The organism is Saccharothrix luteola (assembly GCF_020859565.1).
Taxonomy (GTDB): domain Bacteria; phylum Actinomycetota; class Actinomycetes; order Mycobacteriales; family Pseudonocardiaceae; genus Actinosynnema; species Actinosynnema luteola.
Map to the genome: position 1 here is coordinate 80,781 of NZ_JAJHUO010000006.1, position 16,273 is coordinate 97,053.

16 protein-coding genes are annotated in these 16,273 nt (G+C 71.2%); 8 read left to right on the plus strand and 8 right to left on the minus strand.

Annotated features, from left to right (window positions below):
• The 5 genes from LNK82_RS47630 to LNK82_RS09825 form a co-directional block, all read right to left on the minus strand.
• The gene (locus LNK82_RS47630; protein WP_230566615.1) at nt 1-2,733 is read right to left on the minus strand and encodes a tetratricopeptide repeat protein; all 2,733 of its coding nucleotides are present in this window, start codon (nt 2,731-2,733) and stop codon (nt 1-3) included.
• A gap of 50 nt (nt 2,734-2,783) precedes the next feature.
• On the minus strand, nt 2,784-3,977 hold the full coding sequence (locus tag LNK82_RS09810) for an ABC transporter permease (protein ID WP_230566616.1): 1,194 nt from the start codon (nt 3,975-3,977) through the stop codon (nt 2,784-2,786).
• Complete coding sequence (locus LNK82_RS09815) at nt 3,970-4,635, minus strand: ABC transporter ATP-binding protein (RefSeq protein ID WP_230566617.1); 666 nt, start codon at nt 4,633-4,635, stop codon at nt 3,970-3,972. The genes LNK82_RS09810 and LNK82_RS09815 overlap by 8 nt, the downstream gene beginning before the upstream one ends.
• Nucleotides 4,632-5,591: a peptidoglycan-binding protein gene (locus tag LNK82_RS09820; protein WP_230566618.1), complete on the minus strand. Its 960-nt coding sequence runs from the start codon at nt 5,589-5,591 to the stop codon at nt 4,632-4,634. Before LNK82_RS09820 ends, LNK82_RS09815 begins: the two co-directional genes overlap by 4 nt.
• Nucleotides 5,592-6,837: 1,246 nt before the next feature.
• A complete protein-coding gene (locus tag LNK82_RS09825) occupies nt 6,838-7,311 on the minus strand; it encodes a hypothetical protein (RefSeq protein WP_230566619.1) in 474 nt (157 codons plus the stop codon).
• Between the two features lie 104 nt (nt 7,312-7,415).
• Between LNK82_RS09825 and LNK82_RS09830 the strand changes: the two genes are divergently transcribed.
• Both LNK82_RS09830 and LNK82_RS09835 read left to right on the plus strand, forming a co-directional pair.
• Nucleotides 7,416-8,072, plus strand: a complete 657-nt coding sequence (locus LNK82_RS09830; protein WP_230566620.1) for a response regulator transcription factor — start codon at nt 7,416-7,418, stop codon at nt 8,070-8,072.
• Nucleotides 8,069-9,202, plus strand: coding sequence for a sensor histidine kinase (locus LNK82_RS09835; protein ID WP_230566621.1), 1,134 nt, complete (start codon nt 8,069-8,071; stop codon nt 9,200-9,202). Before LNK82_RS09830 ends, LNK82_RS09835 begins: the two co-directional genes overlap by 4 nt.
• Here the strand turns inward: LNK82_RS09835 and LNK82_RS09840 are convergent.
• Both LNK82_RS09840 and LNK82_RS09845 read right to left on the minus strand, forming a co-directional pair.
• Nucleotides 9,180-9,356: a DUF397 domain-containing protein gene (locus tag LNK82_RS09840; RefSeq protein ID WP_230566622.1), complete on the minus strand. Its 177-nt coding sequence runs from the start codon at nt 9,354-9,356 to the stop codon at nt 9,180-9,182. The genes LNK82_RS09835 and LNK82_RS09840 overlap by 23 nt on opposite strands.
• Complete coding sequence (locus tag LNK82_RS09845) at nt 9,353-10,207, minus strand: helix-turn-helix domain-containing protein (protein ID WP_230566623.1); 855 nt, start codon at nt 10,205-10,207, stop codon at nt 9,353-9,355. The genes LNK82_RS09840 and LNK82_RS09845 overlap by 4 nt, the downstream gene beginning before the upstream one ends.
• Nucleotides 10,208-10,414: 207 nt before the next feature.
• On the opposite strand from LNK82_RS09845, the gene LNK82_RS09850 reads away from it, so the two are divergent.
• The 6 genes from LNK82_RS09850 to LNK82_RS09875 all read left to right on the plus strand — a co-directional run bounded on the left by LNK82_RS09850 (nt 10,415) and on the right by LNK82_RS09875 (nt 15,660).
• Nucleotides 10,415-11,749 (plus strand): AAA family ATPase, encoded by a 1,335-nt coding sequence (locus tag LNK82_RS09850; RefSeq protein WP_230566624.1) that lies wholly within the window; start codon nt 10,415-10,417, stop codon nt 11,747-11,749.
• The gene (locus LNK82_RS09855) at nt 11,746-12,486 is read left to right on the plus strand and encodes an HNH endonuclease (RefSeq protein ID WP_230566625.1); all 741 of its coding nucleotides are present in this window, start codon (nt 11,746-11,748) and stop codon (nt 12,484-12,486) included. Before LNK82_RS09850 ends, LNK82_RS09855 begins: the two co-directional genes overlap by 4 nt.
• A 109-nt stretch (nt 12,487-12,595) precedes the next feature.
• On the plus strand, nt 12,596-13,576 hold the full coding sequence (locus LNK82_RS09860) for an ATP-binding cassette domain-containing protein (RefSeq protein WP_230566626.1): 981 nt from the start codon (nt 12,596-12,598) through the stop codon (nt 13,574-13,576).
• Entirely contained in the window at nt 13,573-14,376 is an 804-nt protein-coding gene (locus tag LNK82_RS09865; RefSeq protein ID WP_230566627.1) for an ABC transporter permease, read from the plus strand. The genes LNK82_RS09860 and LNK82_RS09865 overlap by 4 nt, the downstream gene beginning before the upstream one ends.
• A gap of 97 nt (nt 14,377-14,473) precedes the next feature.
• Complete coding sequence (locus LNK82_RS09870; RefSeq protein WP_230566628.1) at nt 14,474-15,025, plus strand: hypothetical protein; 552 nt, start codon at nt 14,474-14,476, stop codon at nt 15,023-15,025.
• Nucleotides 15,022-15,660: a hypothetical protein gene (locus tag LNK82_RS09875; protein ID WP_230566629.1), complete on the plus strand. Its 639-nt coding sequence runs from the start codon at nt 15,022-15,024 to the stop codon at nt 15,658-15,660. Before LNK82_RS09870 ends, LNK82_RS09875 begins: the two co-directional genes overlap by 4 nt.
• Before the next feature lie 89 nt (nt 15,661-15,749).
• On the opposite strand, the gene LNK82_RS09880 is transcribed toward LNK82_RS09875, so the two are convergent.
• On the minus strand, nt 15,750-16,076 hold the full coding sequence (locus tag LNK82_RS09880; protein WP_230566630.1) for a hypothetical protein: 327 nt from the start codon (nt 16,074-16,076) through the stop codon (nt 15,750-15,752).
• Between the last annotated feature and the right edge of the window lie 197 nt (nt 16,077-16,273).

Consider the following 16,273-nt stretch of genomic DNA (forward strand, 5'->3'; position numbering starts at 1 on the left):
TCACCCCGACAGCGCGGCCAACCCGTCGCGGACCGCGGCCACGAACGGGTGCTCCTCGTCCAGCGTGCGGACCGCGAGCGCCAGCACCGCCCGCAGTTCGAGCTCGGCCTCGCCCCAGCGCCGCTGCTCGGACAGGGCCGCGGCCAGGTGGTAGCGGCTGGACAGGGTGTTGACGTGCGCGGCGCCGTGCACCCGCGCCGACAGCCCCGACACCGCGCGGAACTCGGCCTCCGCCTCCGCGTGCCGTCCCTGTCGGTGCAGCAGCGTGCCGAGGCACAGGCGGCTGTCCAGCGTGTCCGGGTGCCGTGCGCCGAGCGCCCGCGTCAACCCGACGATCACCACGCGGTGGTGGTCCTCCGCCCCGGCCAGGTCGCCGCGTTGCTCGCTGAGGTGGCCCAGCTGGTGCCGGACGCTTAGGACCAGGTGGTGGTCGGGGCCGAGTGCGCCCTCGCGGGCCACCAGGACGGCCCGGAACTCGGCCTCCGCGTCGTCGAACCGCTCCTGCTTGCGCAGGATGCGGGCCCGGCAGTGCCGCGTCTTCAGCGTGTTCGGGTGCGTGGCGCCCAACAGTCGGACCTGCGCCTCGACCACCTGCCGGTGCTCGGCCTCCGCGGCCGGGAGGCTGCCCTTCTCCTCGAGCAGGTGGCCGAAGTCGTGCCGGAGCGCCAACGTCTGCGGATGCTCGTCGCCGAGCACCCGCACGAACTCGTCCAGCGCACCGCGGTGCTCGACCTCGGCCTCCTCGAACCGCAGTCGTGAGCGCAGCAGGCCGGAGAGGAACCACCGGGCGTTCAGCGGGCTCTCGGGGGCCGAACACGCCCTCCGCAGCTCCGCTTCCGCCTCGTCCACCCGGCCGAGCTGTTGGAGGACGCGGGCGTGGCAGACCCGGACGATCTGGGTGTACACGTCCTCGTCACCCCGGTGCGCGACGCTGGCCGCCAACACCTCCCGGTGCTCGTCCGCCGCCTGGGTCAGCCGGCCCCTGTCCCACAGCAGGTGTCCGAACCTGTGCTTCGCTTCGAGCGTGTCCAGCGCCGTGGGCCCGAGCACCCGGCCGCGTTCGGCCACCACGTCGTCGAGTTCGGCTTCCGCTTCCTCCGACCGGCCGAGCTCGTGCAGGATCTCGGCCAGGCAGGCGCGGATGTCGAGGATGCGCGATGCGTCCGCGGCCGTCCTCTCGAGGTCGTGCCGCAGGGCACGGTGCTCGGTCTCGGCGAGGGCCAGGTCGCCCTGGCTCCGCCGAAGGTCCGCCCGGGAGTGCCGGACCGCGAGCGTGCTCTCGCTGTCGGGTCCCGTCACCCGCAGGCACGCGGCCAGTGACCGGTCGTAGAGCGCCTCCGACACCGCGTAGAGGCCGACCGCCCTGGTGTACTCCGCGCCGTGGTACAGCACGGTCGCCGTCGCTTCTTCGAGCTCGGGGTCGTCGATCTCGCCGAGGACGTCCAAGTGCGGCACCACCGACCGCCATCGCGGCCAGGCCTCCGGGTCCCGTCCCCAGTGCTCCTTGGTGGCGTCGCGCAGCAGGCGGGCGACCAGGTCCGCGTAGGCCTGCCGGTTCTGCTCGAAGTCCGGTTGGTGGCGGTTGGCGTCGCGGATCACCGGGTGGACGACGACGCTCGATTCGACCACGTCCAGCAGGCCGACGTCCTGGAGCGCCCTGAGCAGCAAGGACAACTGGTGCGCCGTGAGGCCGCGCAGGAGTTCCGAGGCGGCCATGACGGCGGCGTCGAGGGCGAACGTCGGGACAGGCGCCTCGGCGAAGGTCGAGATCAGGCGCAGGAGTTGCCGGGTCTGCGGTTGGCCGCGCTCGGCCAGCAGGTCCATAGACATCTCCCACGTGCGGCTCAAGGACTCCCTCGGGGAAGCGGACTCGCCCTCGGTCAGCTCGGTGAACCTCTCGTCCCAGCGCTCCAGGTAGGCCATGAACGTGGTCGGCGGCTCCAGGCCCGGCAGGGCCGGCGCGTCCTGGGCCACGGCCAGGTAGCGGCCGGCCAGGCGCAGGGCCAGCGGGAGGCCGCCCAGGCGTCGGGCCAGGGCCGCGGCGTCCCGGCGATCGCCCGCGTCGACCAGGTCGAGCAGCACTTGCGCGCCGTCGTCGGGGTCGAGTTGGCGCACCTGGTGGACCCGTGCGGCGGTCGGCCAGCCGGTGCCGGTGCGACTGGTGACCAGGATCGAGCCGGTCGGCTTCGGCGTCCTCAGCCAGCCGTTGCCGTCGGCCACGCGGTGGTTCGTCGCCGCCAGGACGTCCGGGTCGTCGGCGTTGTCGAAGACCAACGCCCACGGTTCGGACTGGTGGTCGAGGTTGCGCCACAGCAGCTCGATCGCCGAGCCGCCCCGACCCGCCCACGCCTCCCGCACCTCGTGCGAGTCGGCGCCGGCCTGCAACGCCACCTCCGCCAAGCCCGCCAGCAGGCTGTCCCGCGACGACGCGTCCACCCACCACACCCTCGGCAGGGTCCGGGCCACGTCGAGGGCGACGGTGGTCTTGCCGAAGCCGCCGCCCGCGGCCAGGACGGCGATCGAGCCGCCCACGTCGTCGGTCAGCGCGGCGACCAGCTCGGACCTGCCGCGCACCTTGTGGGTGAGCCGGCCCAACGGCGGCGCCACCGACGTGCCCGGGGTGATCGGTGTCGGGCGGTCGCCGTAGTAGTGGTTGGTCGTGTGGTTGATGTCGCGCAAGGCCTGTTCGACGGTGCCACCGAACGTCGCCTCCGCCCGCTGGATGCCTGCCACGGTCGAGCTATATCACCCCCTTCGGTGAGCGGCGCCCGCTTTGTGCGGAGTCACGGGGTCGCCAGGGCCTCCGTCGGTGACAGGCGGCCGGCCCTGACCGCCGGGTAGAGGCCAGCGAGGGCGCCGATGACGGCGGTGGCGGCGATCCCGCCCAGCGTTGCCCAGGCAGGCACCAGGGACGGCCACCCCTGGTAACTGGCGTAAGCCGTGGTGACCAAGACGCCCAAGACCGCGCCCGCCGCGCCGCCCAGCGCGGAGAGGAGGAGCGATTCGGTCAGGAACTGGGTGCGGATCTGGGACCTGGTGGCGCCCAGCGATCTTCGGAGGCCTATCTCGGCCCGGCGTTCGAGGACCGAGATGACCATGGTGTTGGCCACGCCGACGCCGCCGACCAGCAGGGCCACCGCGCCCAGGCCCAGGAGCAGGGCGTTGAGGGTCTCGTCGGTGGCCTGCTTGGCCGCCAGGGCGTCCGAGGGTCTGGACACCTCCACTTCGTCCGGGTGCTCGGGGTTGGCGGTGGCGGCCAGGTTCGCTTGGACGCTGTGCACGGCGTCCTCCCTGGTCCTGGCGTAGACCGTGGTCGGGTAGCCGTCGAAGCCCAGGTGTTCCCGGGCTGCCGGCCAGCCGATCAGGGCGGCGGTGTCGAGTTCGGGCGCGAGGGGTGTCGGGTGCAGGACGCCCACCACGGTGAACCACTCGCCGCCCAAGTGGACGGGTTCGTTCGGGGCGGCGACGCCCAGGCGTTCGGCGGCCTTGGGGCCCAGGACGACGGCCGGGTAGTCGGCGGTGGCGTCGTTGAGGAAGACGCCTTTGGCGACCGTCGCGCCGACGGTGTCCAGGAGATCGGTCCTCGTGGCGAGGACGGCGATGCCGCCGGATTGGGTCTCGGGGATGTGGTCGTTGCGGTAGACGTGGGCGTCCACCACCTTTCCCGTCGCGGTGGTGGAGGTGACCGCCTCCATCCGGCCGATCATGCCCACCGACTCGGTCGGCAGGTGGGTCTGCTCGCCGAACAGGGTCTGGCCCGGGCCGACGGTCAGCAGGTTGGTGCCGAGCGCGGCGAGGCGGCGGTTGAGGTCTTCGCGGCTGGAGGTCGAGATGCCGACCACCGAGATCATCGCCGCGATGCCGATCGCGATGCCCAACGCCGACAGCACCACCCGGGCGGGCCTGGCGCGCAGGCCCGCGCCGCCCACCCGCAGCACGTCGGCCGGTGAGAGGCGGACCGGTCGCAGGTCAGGCATCGCGCACCACCCGACCGTCGCGCACGTCCACCCGTCGCGGGAGGGTCGCGGCGACTTCCTGGTCGTGCGTGATGACGAGGACGGTCGTGCCCGCGTCGTTGAGGGAGCGCAGCAGCCCCAGGACGGCCTCGCCGGACGTCGAGTCGAGGTTCCCGGTGGGTTCGTCGGCGAGCAGGAGCGCGGGCCGCCCGACCACGGCGCGGGCGATCGCCACGCGTTGCCGCTCGCCGCCGGACAGCTCGTGCGGGCGGTGGGTGAGCCGGTGGCCGAGACCGACCGCCTCCAGTACCTCTGCGGCGCGCCGACGGCGTTGCCTCAGGCCGACGCCCGCGTACAGCAGGCCGTCGGCGACGTTGTCCACTGTGGACACGCCGATGGCCAGGTGGAACTGTTGGAACACGAACCCGATCACGCTCGCCCGCAGCGCGGACAGGGCGCGGTCCGACAGCTCGCGGACGGCGTGCCCGTCGATGCGCACCTCGCCGTGCGTCGGCCGGTCGAGGGTGCCGATGAGGTTGAGCATCGTCGACTTGCCGGACCCGGACGGGCCGACGATGCCCACCAACTCGCCGCGCTCGACGGTGAGCGACACGTCCCGCAAGGCGACCACCCCCTGGTACTCGCGACCGACACCGCGCAACCGCACGACCGGGGTCATCGCGGCACCCCCACTTCGACGCCCTCGGCGATGCCGTCGCCGGCGACCTCGACCTGGCCGGCGGCGAACAGGCCCGTCTCCACCGGCACGTGCCGCGTCGCGCCGTTCTCGACCACCTGCACGCCGTACTTGCCCTCGCCGAGGGACACCAGGGCTCCTACCGGCACCGCCAGCACGCCCTCCTTGCGCTCGGAGACGAGCAGGACGTCCACCGGCGCCGAGTCGAGGCGACCCAGCGCGCCCTGGTCGGCGATTGAGACCACGACGTCGACCGTGGTGGTCGGGGTCGAGCCCGCCTGGGCGGGGCTGCTGGTGGCGACGGTGCCGACCGACTTGACGGTGCCCTCGACCGACTTGCCGTCCGGCAGGCCGACGGTCGCCGCCACGCCCTCGGCCACCAGGTGCTGCTTGCCGACGTCGAGCGGCACGACCACGACCCGGGTGGTGCCGGTGTGGGTGAGGACCGGACCGGTCGCGCGGCTGCCCGGCTGGGCTTTCAGCTCGGCCACCCGCACGTCGCCGCCGGTGACCACGACGTCCGTCGGCTGGACCGTCCCCGTCTCCGGCACGCCCAGCGCCTGCTGCCACGCGCGGACCGCCGTCGCGGTGCCGGCGGTGTAGGACTCGTCCACCGTGAACCCTCCGTAGCCGAGTGCCAGCAGGTTCTCCTCCAATTGGCGGACATCGCCGCCGACCGCGCCGGGGGCCAGCGACCGGTACGCCGGGGTGGCGCCGAACAGGAGCGGGACGGGCCGGTCGTCCACCTCGTACAGCGCTTGGCCACGTCCGATGACGGTGCCGGGCTCGGGCAGCCAGGTGACGGTGCCCTGCGCGCCGACTGGCACGGGCGTGGCCGTGCCGTGGGTCAACGTGCCGGTCACCCGTTCGGTACGGGTCAACGTCGTCGCCGACACCTTCGCCGTGGCCGGTGGCAGGTTCGCCGCACTCACGGACACGGGTTCCGCACCACCGAGGCCAACTGCCGCAACACCGCCTGCCCCCAACACCACCAACGCGCCGGCTCCCCACGCCAGCCGCGCACGCCTGCTCATCGGCCCAACTCCGTCGGCTCGGTCCGGCGCAGGTCCCAGGCCGGCCGGAACGCCCGGTTGTCGCGGTCGCACTGGTCGAGCTCTCCCTCGTTCGGTTCCCTGCGGCTCACCACGCCAACACCTCCCACCTCACTCACGTCCGCAGCCGCGGTGGCGACGACCCCGAGGACGACCAGCGCACTCGCACTCGACGCGGTCCTCGCGCGCCTTCTGATCGCTTCGACTGCGGCAGCTCGGCACCGCACACGTCCGGTGTCGGCCGCTACCCGAGGGCTCGCAGCTTCGACACCTGTGTCTTGCACGACCGGCGCGTTCGCCCGCAACGCGATCCCACGAGTCCAGCTCGCCGGCCCGGATTGGTCAGGTCGGTCCGACGCACGACCGGGGCCGAACAGAGCACCCGGCTCGTCGTTGAGCCGGCCAAGACCACTCGGCTTGCCCCATCCAGATCCCGGTCCAAGCAGCCCGCTACGCCGACATCTCCCCGACCGAACCCAGGCGTCGCACGTGCTCGCCACGCGTCCGCCCAACAGGCCCAGCTCTAACGGCTCGTGCCGGCGCACATCCCGACGCCAACCGGAACCCCAAGCTGCCGTGGTCCGCATCCGTCCACTCATCGGCGCAGCGTCGCCAAGTCGCTCCGACACACGACCAGAGCCGGACAGGACACCGGGCTCGTCGACGAGCCGACCAAGACCAGTCGGCTTGCCCCAACCAGATCCCGGTCCAAGCAGCCCGCTACACCGACGTCCCACCGACCGAACGCGGCCGACGCACCTGCGGGCCGCGCGTCTGCCCAGCGGGCTCGGTTCCAGCGGATCCTGTCGGCACACGCCTGGCCGCCAACCCGAGCCCAAGGCCGCCGTGGTCGACACCGGCCCGCTCGTCGGACTGGCTTCGGCAACTCGTCGTGGCACACGGTCGAAGGCGAGCGGAACGCTGAGCTGTCGTGGAGCTGCCTCGGACAGCTCGGCCTGCCGCCGCTCCGATCTCCGCCCCCGCGGACCGAAACCGACGACACAACGGGGCGCCGGCGCGCCCACTCCGCGCACGACCGGCACACGCACCGTCATCGGATCGGCGCCGGTGGTTCGGGGCGGCACACGGTCCGATGCCGGGCTGGGATCCGGGGTTGGCGACACCGGCCCGGTCATCGGCCCAGCTCCGGCAGCTCGTCGCGGCACGCGTCCAGAGCCGAGCGGAAGGCTGGGCTGTCGCGGTCGATCCGGCCCAGACCGCTCAGCTTGCCGCCGTTCGGGTCCGGGTCCGGGAGGTCGATGCCGTTGTCCCGCATGCACTGCGAGAACGCTCTCAGCTGCTCCAGCTTGTCCGGGTCCACCTTGGACAGGTCGCCGCCGCCCGGCAGGTACTCGCGGCAGGCCTCCCTGGCGCGCTCGAAGTCCGGATCGGTGCGGTCGACTTTGCCGAAGCCGCCCGGCTTTCCCCCCGGCTCCGGGTCGGGCACGTCCACGCCGTTGTCGCGCATGCACTTCGCGAACTCCCGCGACCGGTCCTCCTGGCTCATCGCCGCGCTCGACGACGACGAAGAACCCACCTCCGCCCCGCCCGAGCCGCACGCCGTCAGTACCAGCGCCAGCGCGGCCGGCACGATGCTGCTTCGCATGTCCCCTCCTCGATCGGTGGGGACAGTCGACCAGGGGGGCTATAACCAGCGCGTTACCTAATCTGGTTATGCGGACGTTATGGCCCCCGGCGCACGATGGACCCATGCGCATCCTCGTGGTCGAAGACGAAGCGACGCTGGCGGCGGCCATCGCCGAGTGGCTGCGCCGCGAGGCGTTCGCGGTCGACGTGGCGCACGACGGCGACTCCGCGCTGGAACGCCTGTCGGTCAACGCCTACGACGTGCTCGTCCTCGACCGCGACATACCGCGCGTGCACGGCGACGAAGTGTGCCGCCGGGTCGCCGACTCGGGCGCCGAGACGCGCATCCTCATGCTCACGGCCGCCGCCGCGGTGCGCGACCGGGTGGCCGGGCTGGCCCTCGGCGCGGACGACTACCTGCCCAAGCCGTTCGCCTTCGTGGAGCTGTCCGCCCGGGTGCACGCGCTGCTGCGCCGGGTCCGCCCGCCGAACCCGCCGGTGCTCGAACGGGCGGGCCTGAGGGTCGATCCGGCCCGTCGCCAAGTCACCCGTGCGGGTGAGTTCATTCCGTTGGCCAACAAGGAGTTCGCCCTGTTGACGGAACTGGTCCGGGCGGAGGGCGCGGTGGTCACCTCCGAGCACCTGCTGGAGAAGGTGTGGGACGAGCACATCGACCCGTTCACCAACGCGGTGCGGGTGACCATAGTGAAACTGCGGCGCAAGCTCGGTGAACCGCCGCTGATCGAGACCGTGCCCGGTGTGGGATACCGGATCCCGTGATCGGCCGGTGGAGCATCCGCGGCCGGCTGACGGCGCTGTACGGCGGGCTGTTCCTGCTCGCCGGCGCCGCCCTGCTCGCGGTCACCTACTTCCTGGTGTGGCAGAGCCTCAACGGCCGGTTGCAACCGTTCAGTGACGGCGCGAGCCTGCGCGAACTGCGCAACGCATCCTCCGACCAGGTGATCGAGGCCATCCGCACCGCCCAGGTCCGCTACCGCGACGAGGTGCTGCAATCGCTGCTCACCCGAGGAGGCCTCGCATTGCTGTGCGTGGCGGCGATCGCGGTGGCCTTCGGGTGGCTGCTGGCGCGCAGCGCGTTGCAGCCGGTGCACCGCATCACCGAGGCCGCCCGGCGGATCGCGGCGGGCCACGGCCTGCACGAGCGGATACCGCCGACCGGGCCGCGCGACGAGGTCGCCGAGCTGGCTGAAACGTTCAACTCGATGCTGGAACGCCTGGACCGCGCGTTCGACGGGCAACGCCGGTTCGTCGCCGACGCGTCCCACGAGATGCGCACCCCGCTGGCCGTGAAACGGGCCCTCATCGAGGTCTCGATCACCCGACCGGGTGCCTCGGCGGACGCCAAGCAACTGGGCGCGGAGTTGCTAAAGGTGAACGCCCGCCACGAACGGCTCATCGACGGCCTGCTCACGTTGGCCGACAGCGAGAACGAGCTCACCGAGCGCACCCGCACGTCCGTCTCCGACATCGCCGAGCACGTGCTGTGGCAGTCGAGGGCCGTCGCCGAACGGGCCGGCGTCGACCTGCACCACGAGATGTCGCCGTGCGAGGTCGTCGGCGACCCGGTGCTGCTGGAGCGCCTGGTGCGCAACCTGGTCGACAACGCGATCAGGCACAACCACCGGGACGGGTGGGTCGACGTGAACGCCGGACCGGGCGTCCTGAGGGTGGCGAACACCGGCCCGAGGATCGAGCCGTACGAGGTGGAAGGGCTGTTCCGGCCGTTCCGCAGACTCGACCGGGACGAGACCACGACGGGCGATCGAGGCCTGGGCCTGGGGCTGTCGATCGTCCGTGCCATCGCCGCCGCCCACGGTGCGACGGTGACCGCGACACCGGGGGCGGACGGCGGGTTGGCGGTTGCGGTCAGGTTTCCCGAAGAGCCGTGAGGAACGCCCGGAATGGACGCTCCGCAAAGGTCAACCTGGGTCCTGGCCGTTTGCTGTCCCTGACGCTGGTCGTGCTCCGTCCCACGGCCAGCTCGACGCAGTTGTTGCCCGCGCCGGAGTAAGTGCTCTTGCGCCATGCTCTGTCGTTGTTCATGTGTCCTTCAGTGCGGTTGCCAGTTTTCTGATCAGCGACGCCGACTCCTTGGGCGACAGGGCGACCTCGCTCACGATTTCCTCGAAGTGCAACAGGTACTTCTGCACGTCGGCGCGATTGTCCACCCATTTGCCACCACCCGCGTACTCCAGGTACACGGCCGAAGGATCACTGTCCTCGAAGCGGAGAGCGGTCGCGCCACCACCCGACATGGTTCCGTGGGCACCGGCGCCGAACGGAACCACTTGGATGGTGATGTTGTCCTGCTTCCCCTTCTCGAGCAAATGCGACAACTGCTCGCGCATGACGGCGTAACCGCCGACGATCCGGTGCAGGGCGGCCTCGTCGATCACCGCGTGCAGCCTTAACCCGGGCAGCCGGCGCTGCCTGTTCGCCAGTGCCGCGGCCACCTGTTCCGCGGACACCGACGAGTCCATGAACCGCTGCCCCGCGAGCCTGATCGCCGCCGCGTAGGCGGGCGTCTGGAGCAGCCCCGGGATGACGATCATCTCGATGGTGCGCACCTCCGTGGCATCGGCCTCCTGCCGGGCGTAGGTCCGCGCCTCCGGGGTGAAGGCAGCGGCGTACACCAGGCGCGTGCCGTCCTGCTTCGCGTCCTCCCACAGCGCTTCCGCCTCGCGCCGTTCGGCATCGGTCGCCCCGTAGAGCCCGAGCAGCGCGCCCAGTTCGGTCCAACTCGGACTGATGTAACCGTTCTCCATCCGCGACAGCGTCGACTGCGTCTTCCTGGTCAACGCGTGGTAGTCGATCTCGGTCTTGCCCGCCCGCTTGCGCAAGGCGTTGAGGAACTGCCCCAGCTTGCGCTTGCGTCGGGTTTGGACGGCTGCCATGCGGATCGCTCCTCGCTGGAAAAGAACTGCGAACACCCTAGTGCTGTTCCGCAGCCCGCTCGCGTTCACTCGATCGAGCGTCTAACAGGTACATATTCACCCTTGCCGTCACTCGCCGTCGGTGGCGGCCCCGGCGCCCGCCGGGCACGTCGCAGGACGTGCCCGGCGAACTGGACGAGTGATCGGCGCGGACTAAAGTCTGGCCACATGTACATCTCGCAGGTCCGGCTGCGGAACGTCAAGGGGTTCCACGGCGCCCGCGAAGTGGATCTCAAGCTCACCGCGCCCGGCTGGACGGTGATCGCGGGCCGCAACGGGTCCGGCAAGACCTCGCTGCTCAGGGCGATCGCGCTGGCCGTGAGCGGTCCGGCGGTGGCCCGCAACCTGGTGCCCGACTTCGAGAACTGGGTCACCGCCGGCCAGCGGGAGGGCGTCGTCCAGGTCCAGTTCACCCACGACCGGCGGGTCGAGCGGTTCGGCAAGGGCCGCCCGCCGGAGGGCAGGCTCTGGGCCGGGCTCGGCTGGACGATGCCGGACGAGGAGAGCCGGCCGACGCACCGCGGCCTGCAGCCGTCGCTGAAGGAGAAGCTGGAGGGCAGCAAGACCGCCGCCCTGCGCGGACCCTGGCAGGACAATCCGACCGGGTGGTTCTGCGCAGCGTACGGCCCGTTCCGGCGGCTCGTCGGCGGCGCGGGCGAGGCGCAGCGGCTGATGCTCAGCCACGGCCCGGTGTCGCGGCTGGCGAGCCTCTTCCACGAGGACGCGTCGCTGGCCGAGGGCGTCGGCTGGCTGATCGAGCAGCACCTGAGGTCGCTGGAGCGCAGGCCGGGCGCGGAGGAGCTGAAGACGGTCGCGCTCGGCGTGCTGTCGGACGGCCTGCTGCCCGACGACTACCGGATCGAGGGCGTCGACTCCGACGGCTTGTGGGTGGTCAGCGGCGGGCACCGGTTCCCGCTGCGGGAGATGAGCGACGGCTACCGGACCGTCGCCGCGCTCGTGGTCGACCTGATCAAGCAGATCCACGAGTCGTACGGCGACCTGAAGACCGCGCCCACCGCGCACGGCCTGGCGCTGACCGCGCCCGGCGTGGTGATCATCGACGAGGTGGACGCGCACCTGCACGTGTCCTGGCAGAAGCGGATCGGCGGCTGGCTCAAGGAGCACTTCCCGAACATCCAGTTCGTCGTCACCACGCACAGCCCGTACCTGTGCCAGGCCGCCGACCCCGGCGGGCTGATCCGGCTGCCCGGACCGGACCAGCAGGAACCGCCGCGGGTGGTCGACCAGGACCTCCACGAGCGGATCGTCTACGGCAGCGGCGACGACGCGGTGCTCTCGGAGCTGTTCGGCCTCGACACGCCCTACTCCGAACGCGCGCAGGAGCTGCGCGCCGAGCTGGTGGAGCTGGAGGTGGCGGTGATCGGCGGCACGGCCGACGCCGACGCGGTGCGCCGCTACGAGGTGCTGCGGGCGCTGCTGACCAGCTCGCCCGTGGCGCGCACGCGCGAGGTGTCCGCGCGGCTGGAACGCGACGGCACGTGATCCGGCTCGTCCGGCCCGCGCTGCCCGCCGAGCTGGCCGACCGGCTGCCCGACCTGACCGCGGAGATCGGGGACGCCGCGCACCCCACCCGCACGGCACGCGCGCTGTGGAAGCGCGCCGTGGTGCGGCGGAACGTGCACGCGCCGTTGCGGAGGCTGCTGGAGGGCATGGCGCCGGGCTACCAGCGGTGCATGTACTGCGGTGACAGCCAGGGCACGGACATCGACCACTTCGAGCCGCTGTCGCTCAACCCGCTGCGCACGTTCGACTGGCTCAACCACCTGCTGGCCTGCTCGACGTGCAACAGCAACCTCAAGCGTGACCGGTTCCCGGTGGCGGACGACGGCACGCCGCTGCTGGTCGACCCCACGACGGAGGACCCGTTCGACCACTTGCTGCTCACGCTGTCACTGGGCGTGTACGTGGCGCGCACGGAGAAGGGCGCGGCCACCATAGATGTTTGCGGGCTCAACCGACCTGTCCTGACCCAGGGCAGGGTGCACGCGAGGCGGGTGGTGCTGATGTGCCTGTCGCGCTGGACGGCCGGGCGCGCGCTGGGCACGGCGGCCGAGATGCGCGAGGCCGTGCTGACCGTCCAGGGGCAGCCGTTCGCCGACGTGTGCCAGGCGATGCTGCGGCTGGCGCTCTCACCCGGTGCGGAGCGGGTCTTCGAGGACACGCCGTGGGCCCTGGCCGTGCTGCGGGACGACGAACTGCGCGCGCAGCTGCTCGCGTGACCGGATGCCCTGGCCGCACCGTCCACAGAGCTCACTTCCGACGGGACTTCCGAGCGCGGTCCGCGAAATCGACCTGAAATTGTCGGACCCCGGGTCCATCATGGCCCGCATGGCAGACGCAATCGTGGCCGAAGGACTGGTCAAGCGCTACGGGTCGGTGGTCGCCCTCGACGGCCTCGACCTCGTGGTGCCGGAAGGGACCGTCATGGGCCTGCTCGGGCCGAACGGCGCGGGCAAGACGACGACGGTGCGCGTGCTCACCACGCTGCTGGAGCACGACGAGGGCACGGCGACGGTCACCGGCCTCGACGTCGTCGCCGACGCCAAGGAGCTGCGCCGCCGGATCGGGCTGTCCGGCCAGTACGCGGCCGTCGACGAGAACCTGACCGGGTTCGAGAACCTCGACATGGTCGGCCGCCTCTACCACCTGGGCAAGCGGCCCAGCCGGGCACGGGCGCGCGAGCTCCTGGAGCGGTTCGACCTGGTGGACGCGGCCGACCGGCCGGTGAAGGGCTACTCGGGCGGCATGCGCCGGCGGCTCGACCTGGCGGGTGCGCTGGTGGCCAAGCCGAGGGTGCTGTTCCTCGACGAGCCGACCACGGGCCTGGACCCCCGCAGCCGGCTCGGCATGTGGGACGTCATCGCGGAACTCGTGGCGGGCGGCACCACGCTGCTGCTCACCACGCAGTACCTGGAGGAGGCCGACCGGCTCGCGGACGAGATCGCGGTCATCGACCACGGCCGGGTCATCGCGCTGGGCACCGCGGACGAGCTGAAGGCGCAGGTGGGCGGCGAACGGCTGGAGCTGACCGTCGGCTCGGCCCGGGACGCGGAGACGGCGAAGGCGGCGCTGACGCCGTTGGCGATCTCGGAGATCACCGTGGACGACCGCGGGCACCGGCTGACCGTGCCGGTGTCGGGCGGCGCCGACGTGCTGGTCGACGGTGTGCGCAGGCTGGACGCCGAGTCGGTCAAGGTGCTCGACATCGGCCTGCGCAGGCCGACGCTGGACGACGTGTTCCTCACGCTGACCGGGCACGCGGCGAGCGGGACCGACACCGACGAGAAGCAGGGGGAGCAGTCAGCATGAGCGCGTTCACGCAGGCGTTGGGCGACGGCGCGGTGGTCGCCAAGCGCAACCTGATCAAGATCAAGCGGGTCCCGGACCTGATCGTGTTCTCGACGTTGTCGCCGATCATGTTCGTGCTGTTGTTCGCGTACGTGTTCGGCGGCTCGATCGCCATCCCGGGCATGGACTACCGCGAGTTCCTGATGGCCGGGATCTTCGCGCAGACCGTGGTGTTCGGCGCGACCATCACCGGCGCCGGGCTGGCCGAGGACATCCAGAAGGGCGTGATCGACCGGTTCCGGTCGCTGCCCATGGCGCGGTCGGCGGTGCTGATCGGGCGGACCACCAGCGACCTGGTGAACAACGTCATCGTCATCCTGGTGATGTCGGTGACCGGGCTGATCGTCGGCTGGCGGATCCACTCGTCGCCGCTGGAGGCGCTGGCCGGGTTCGCCCTGCTGCTGCTGTTCGCCTACGCGGTGTCGTGGGGCATGGCGATCGTCGGCCTCATGGTGCGCAGCCCCGAGGTGTTCAACAACGCCTCGTTCATCGCCATCTTCCCGCTGACGTTCGTCGCGAACACGTTCGTGCAGGAGAACAACCTGCCCGGACCGCTGAAGACGTTCGCCGAGTGGAACCCGGTGTCGGCGGTGACGGCGGCGGCCCGCGAGCTGTTCGGCAACACCAACCCGATGGCGTCCGAGCCGAAGGCGTGGCCGTTGCAGCACCCGGTGCTGATGACGTTGATCTGGGTGGTCGTGTTCCTGCTGATCTTCGTCCCGCTGGCGATCCGGCAGTACCGGAAGGCGGTGTCCCGCTAGGCCAAGCGGCCGGACGTGGGTTTGTCAAGAGCCGAACAGGTTTCAGATCGACCGCACGGGGGGTAGCCGGTGGACAAGAGAGCCCGAGGAGGCGCAGATGTCCACCGGTACCACCATCGGCGTGATCGTCGTCGTGCTGGTCGTACTGGCCGCGATCGCGGTGCTGCTGAAGTTCCTCATGCAGCGCAAGAGGTTGCGTTCGAAGTTCGGCCCGGAGTACGAGCGCGCGCTGGAGCACAACGGTAGCCGCATGGCGGCGGAGCGCGAGCTCACCGAGCGGGAACGGGAGCACTCGAAGCTCGAGCTGCGCACGTTGGACCCGGCGACGCGCGACAACTACACCCGCAACTGGACCCAGGTCCAGGAGCGGTTCGTCGACGAGCCCACTGAGGCCGTCGGCCAGGCGGACCGCCTGGTCACCGACCTGATGGCCGAACGCGGCTACCCCACCGAGGGGTACGAGCGCCGCGAGAAGCTGTTGTCCGTCGAGCACTCCCGCACCCTCGAGCACTACCGGAACGCGCACTCGATCACCGAGCGCCAGGAGCGCGGCGAGGCGACGACCGAGGACCTGCGCACCGCGATGGTCCACTACCGCACCGTGTTCGAGGACCTGCTGGGCGACCACCGGGAAGGGGCACGGTCATGACCGACCAACGTCAGCACCTCACCACCGAGGACTTCGCCGAGCGCACGCCGGTCGAGCAGACCCCGGATGACCGCGACGTCGCGGAGCCGAACCTGACCGACCAGGAGCGCTTCGACCGGGAGCCTGTGCCGCACAACGCGCAGCCTGCGCACGGCTCGCCGACGGACGATTCGGCCACGTACGACTCGGCGACGGACGACTCGGCCACGTACGACTCGGCGACACAGGACCGGAGCACCTACGGCTCGCCGACGCACGAGGCAGCGCGCGACGAGGCGAGCGAGCACGTCGAGCCGGCCACCGACCAGCAGGCCGCCTGGCGCGAGGAGCCGGTCGAGCCGTCCGCGGTCGACACGACGCCCGGCGACTCCCCGCTGTTCACCCCGGACGACGCGGCCGACTACCAGGCCGAGTGGCGGGCACTCCAGGCCGATTTCGTGGACGACCCACGCGAGGCCGTGCAGCGGGCCGACGAGCTGGTCGCCCAGGTGATGCAGTCCCTGGCCACCACGTTCAACGACCACAAGCACGCCTTGGAAGAGCAGTGGCAGCAGGGCGAGCAGGTGCAGACCGAGGAACTGCGGCAGGCCCTCAAGCGCTACCGCGCGTTCTTCGACCGCTTGCTGTCCGTGTGACCGCCGACGAGTGAAGACTCCCCGTTGTGCGTCTGGCGACCCAGGTGCACAACGGGTGTTTCACGTCGTCCCCCGGGAACTGCCCCGCCTCAGCCGGGCAGTTCCCGGATCTCCATCTCCAGCACGTCGATCTCGTCGCTGATCGCCTCGTCCAGCATCCGGTCGAGCAGCTCGGAGCAGTCCGACGACCCGATGCCGAACCGGGGCACCTGCTCCCACCACACCGCCGGGTTGTTCCAGAACGAGCCGGAGCCCTGGTCGACGCCTTCGAGGCAGCGCAGCCGCGAATCGTCGTCCGGCAGTCGGCGGACGTAGTCGATGAACCGGGCCAGCGCGTCCGGGTTGATCACCGGCACCGCGCCGTACCCGCGCAGGCAGTCCTCGAGCTCCGTCAGGAACTCCTCTTTGAACGTCACGGCGCCACCCCCGCTTCCCCCGCTACCGTGCGGGTGAGGAGGACTCACATACAAGGGCAACAACGGTACATCCGCAGAGGCACGCAGAACTTGCTGCCAATGGGCGGTTTCCGGGAAAGATTCGCTAACGGTCCGCGCCGACCGGCGGCGAACGTCCGCGATTCCACTGTTATGTCCTAAGTGGACCGACCAGCCGT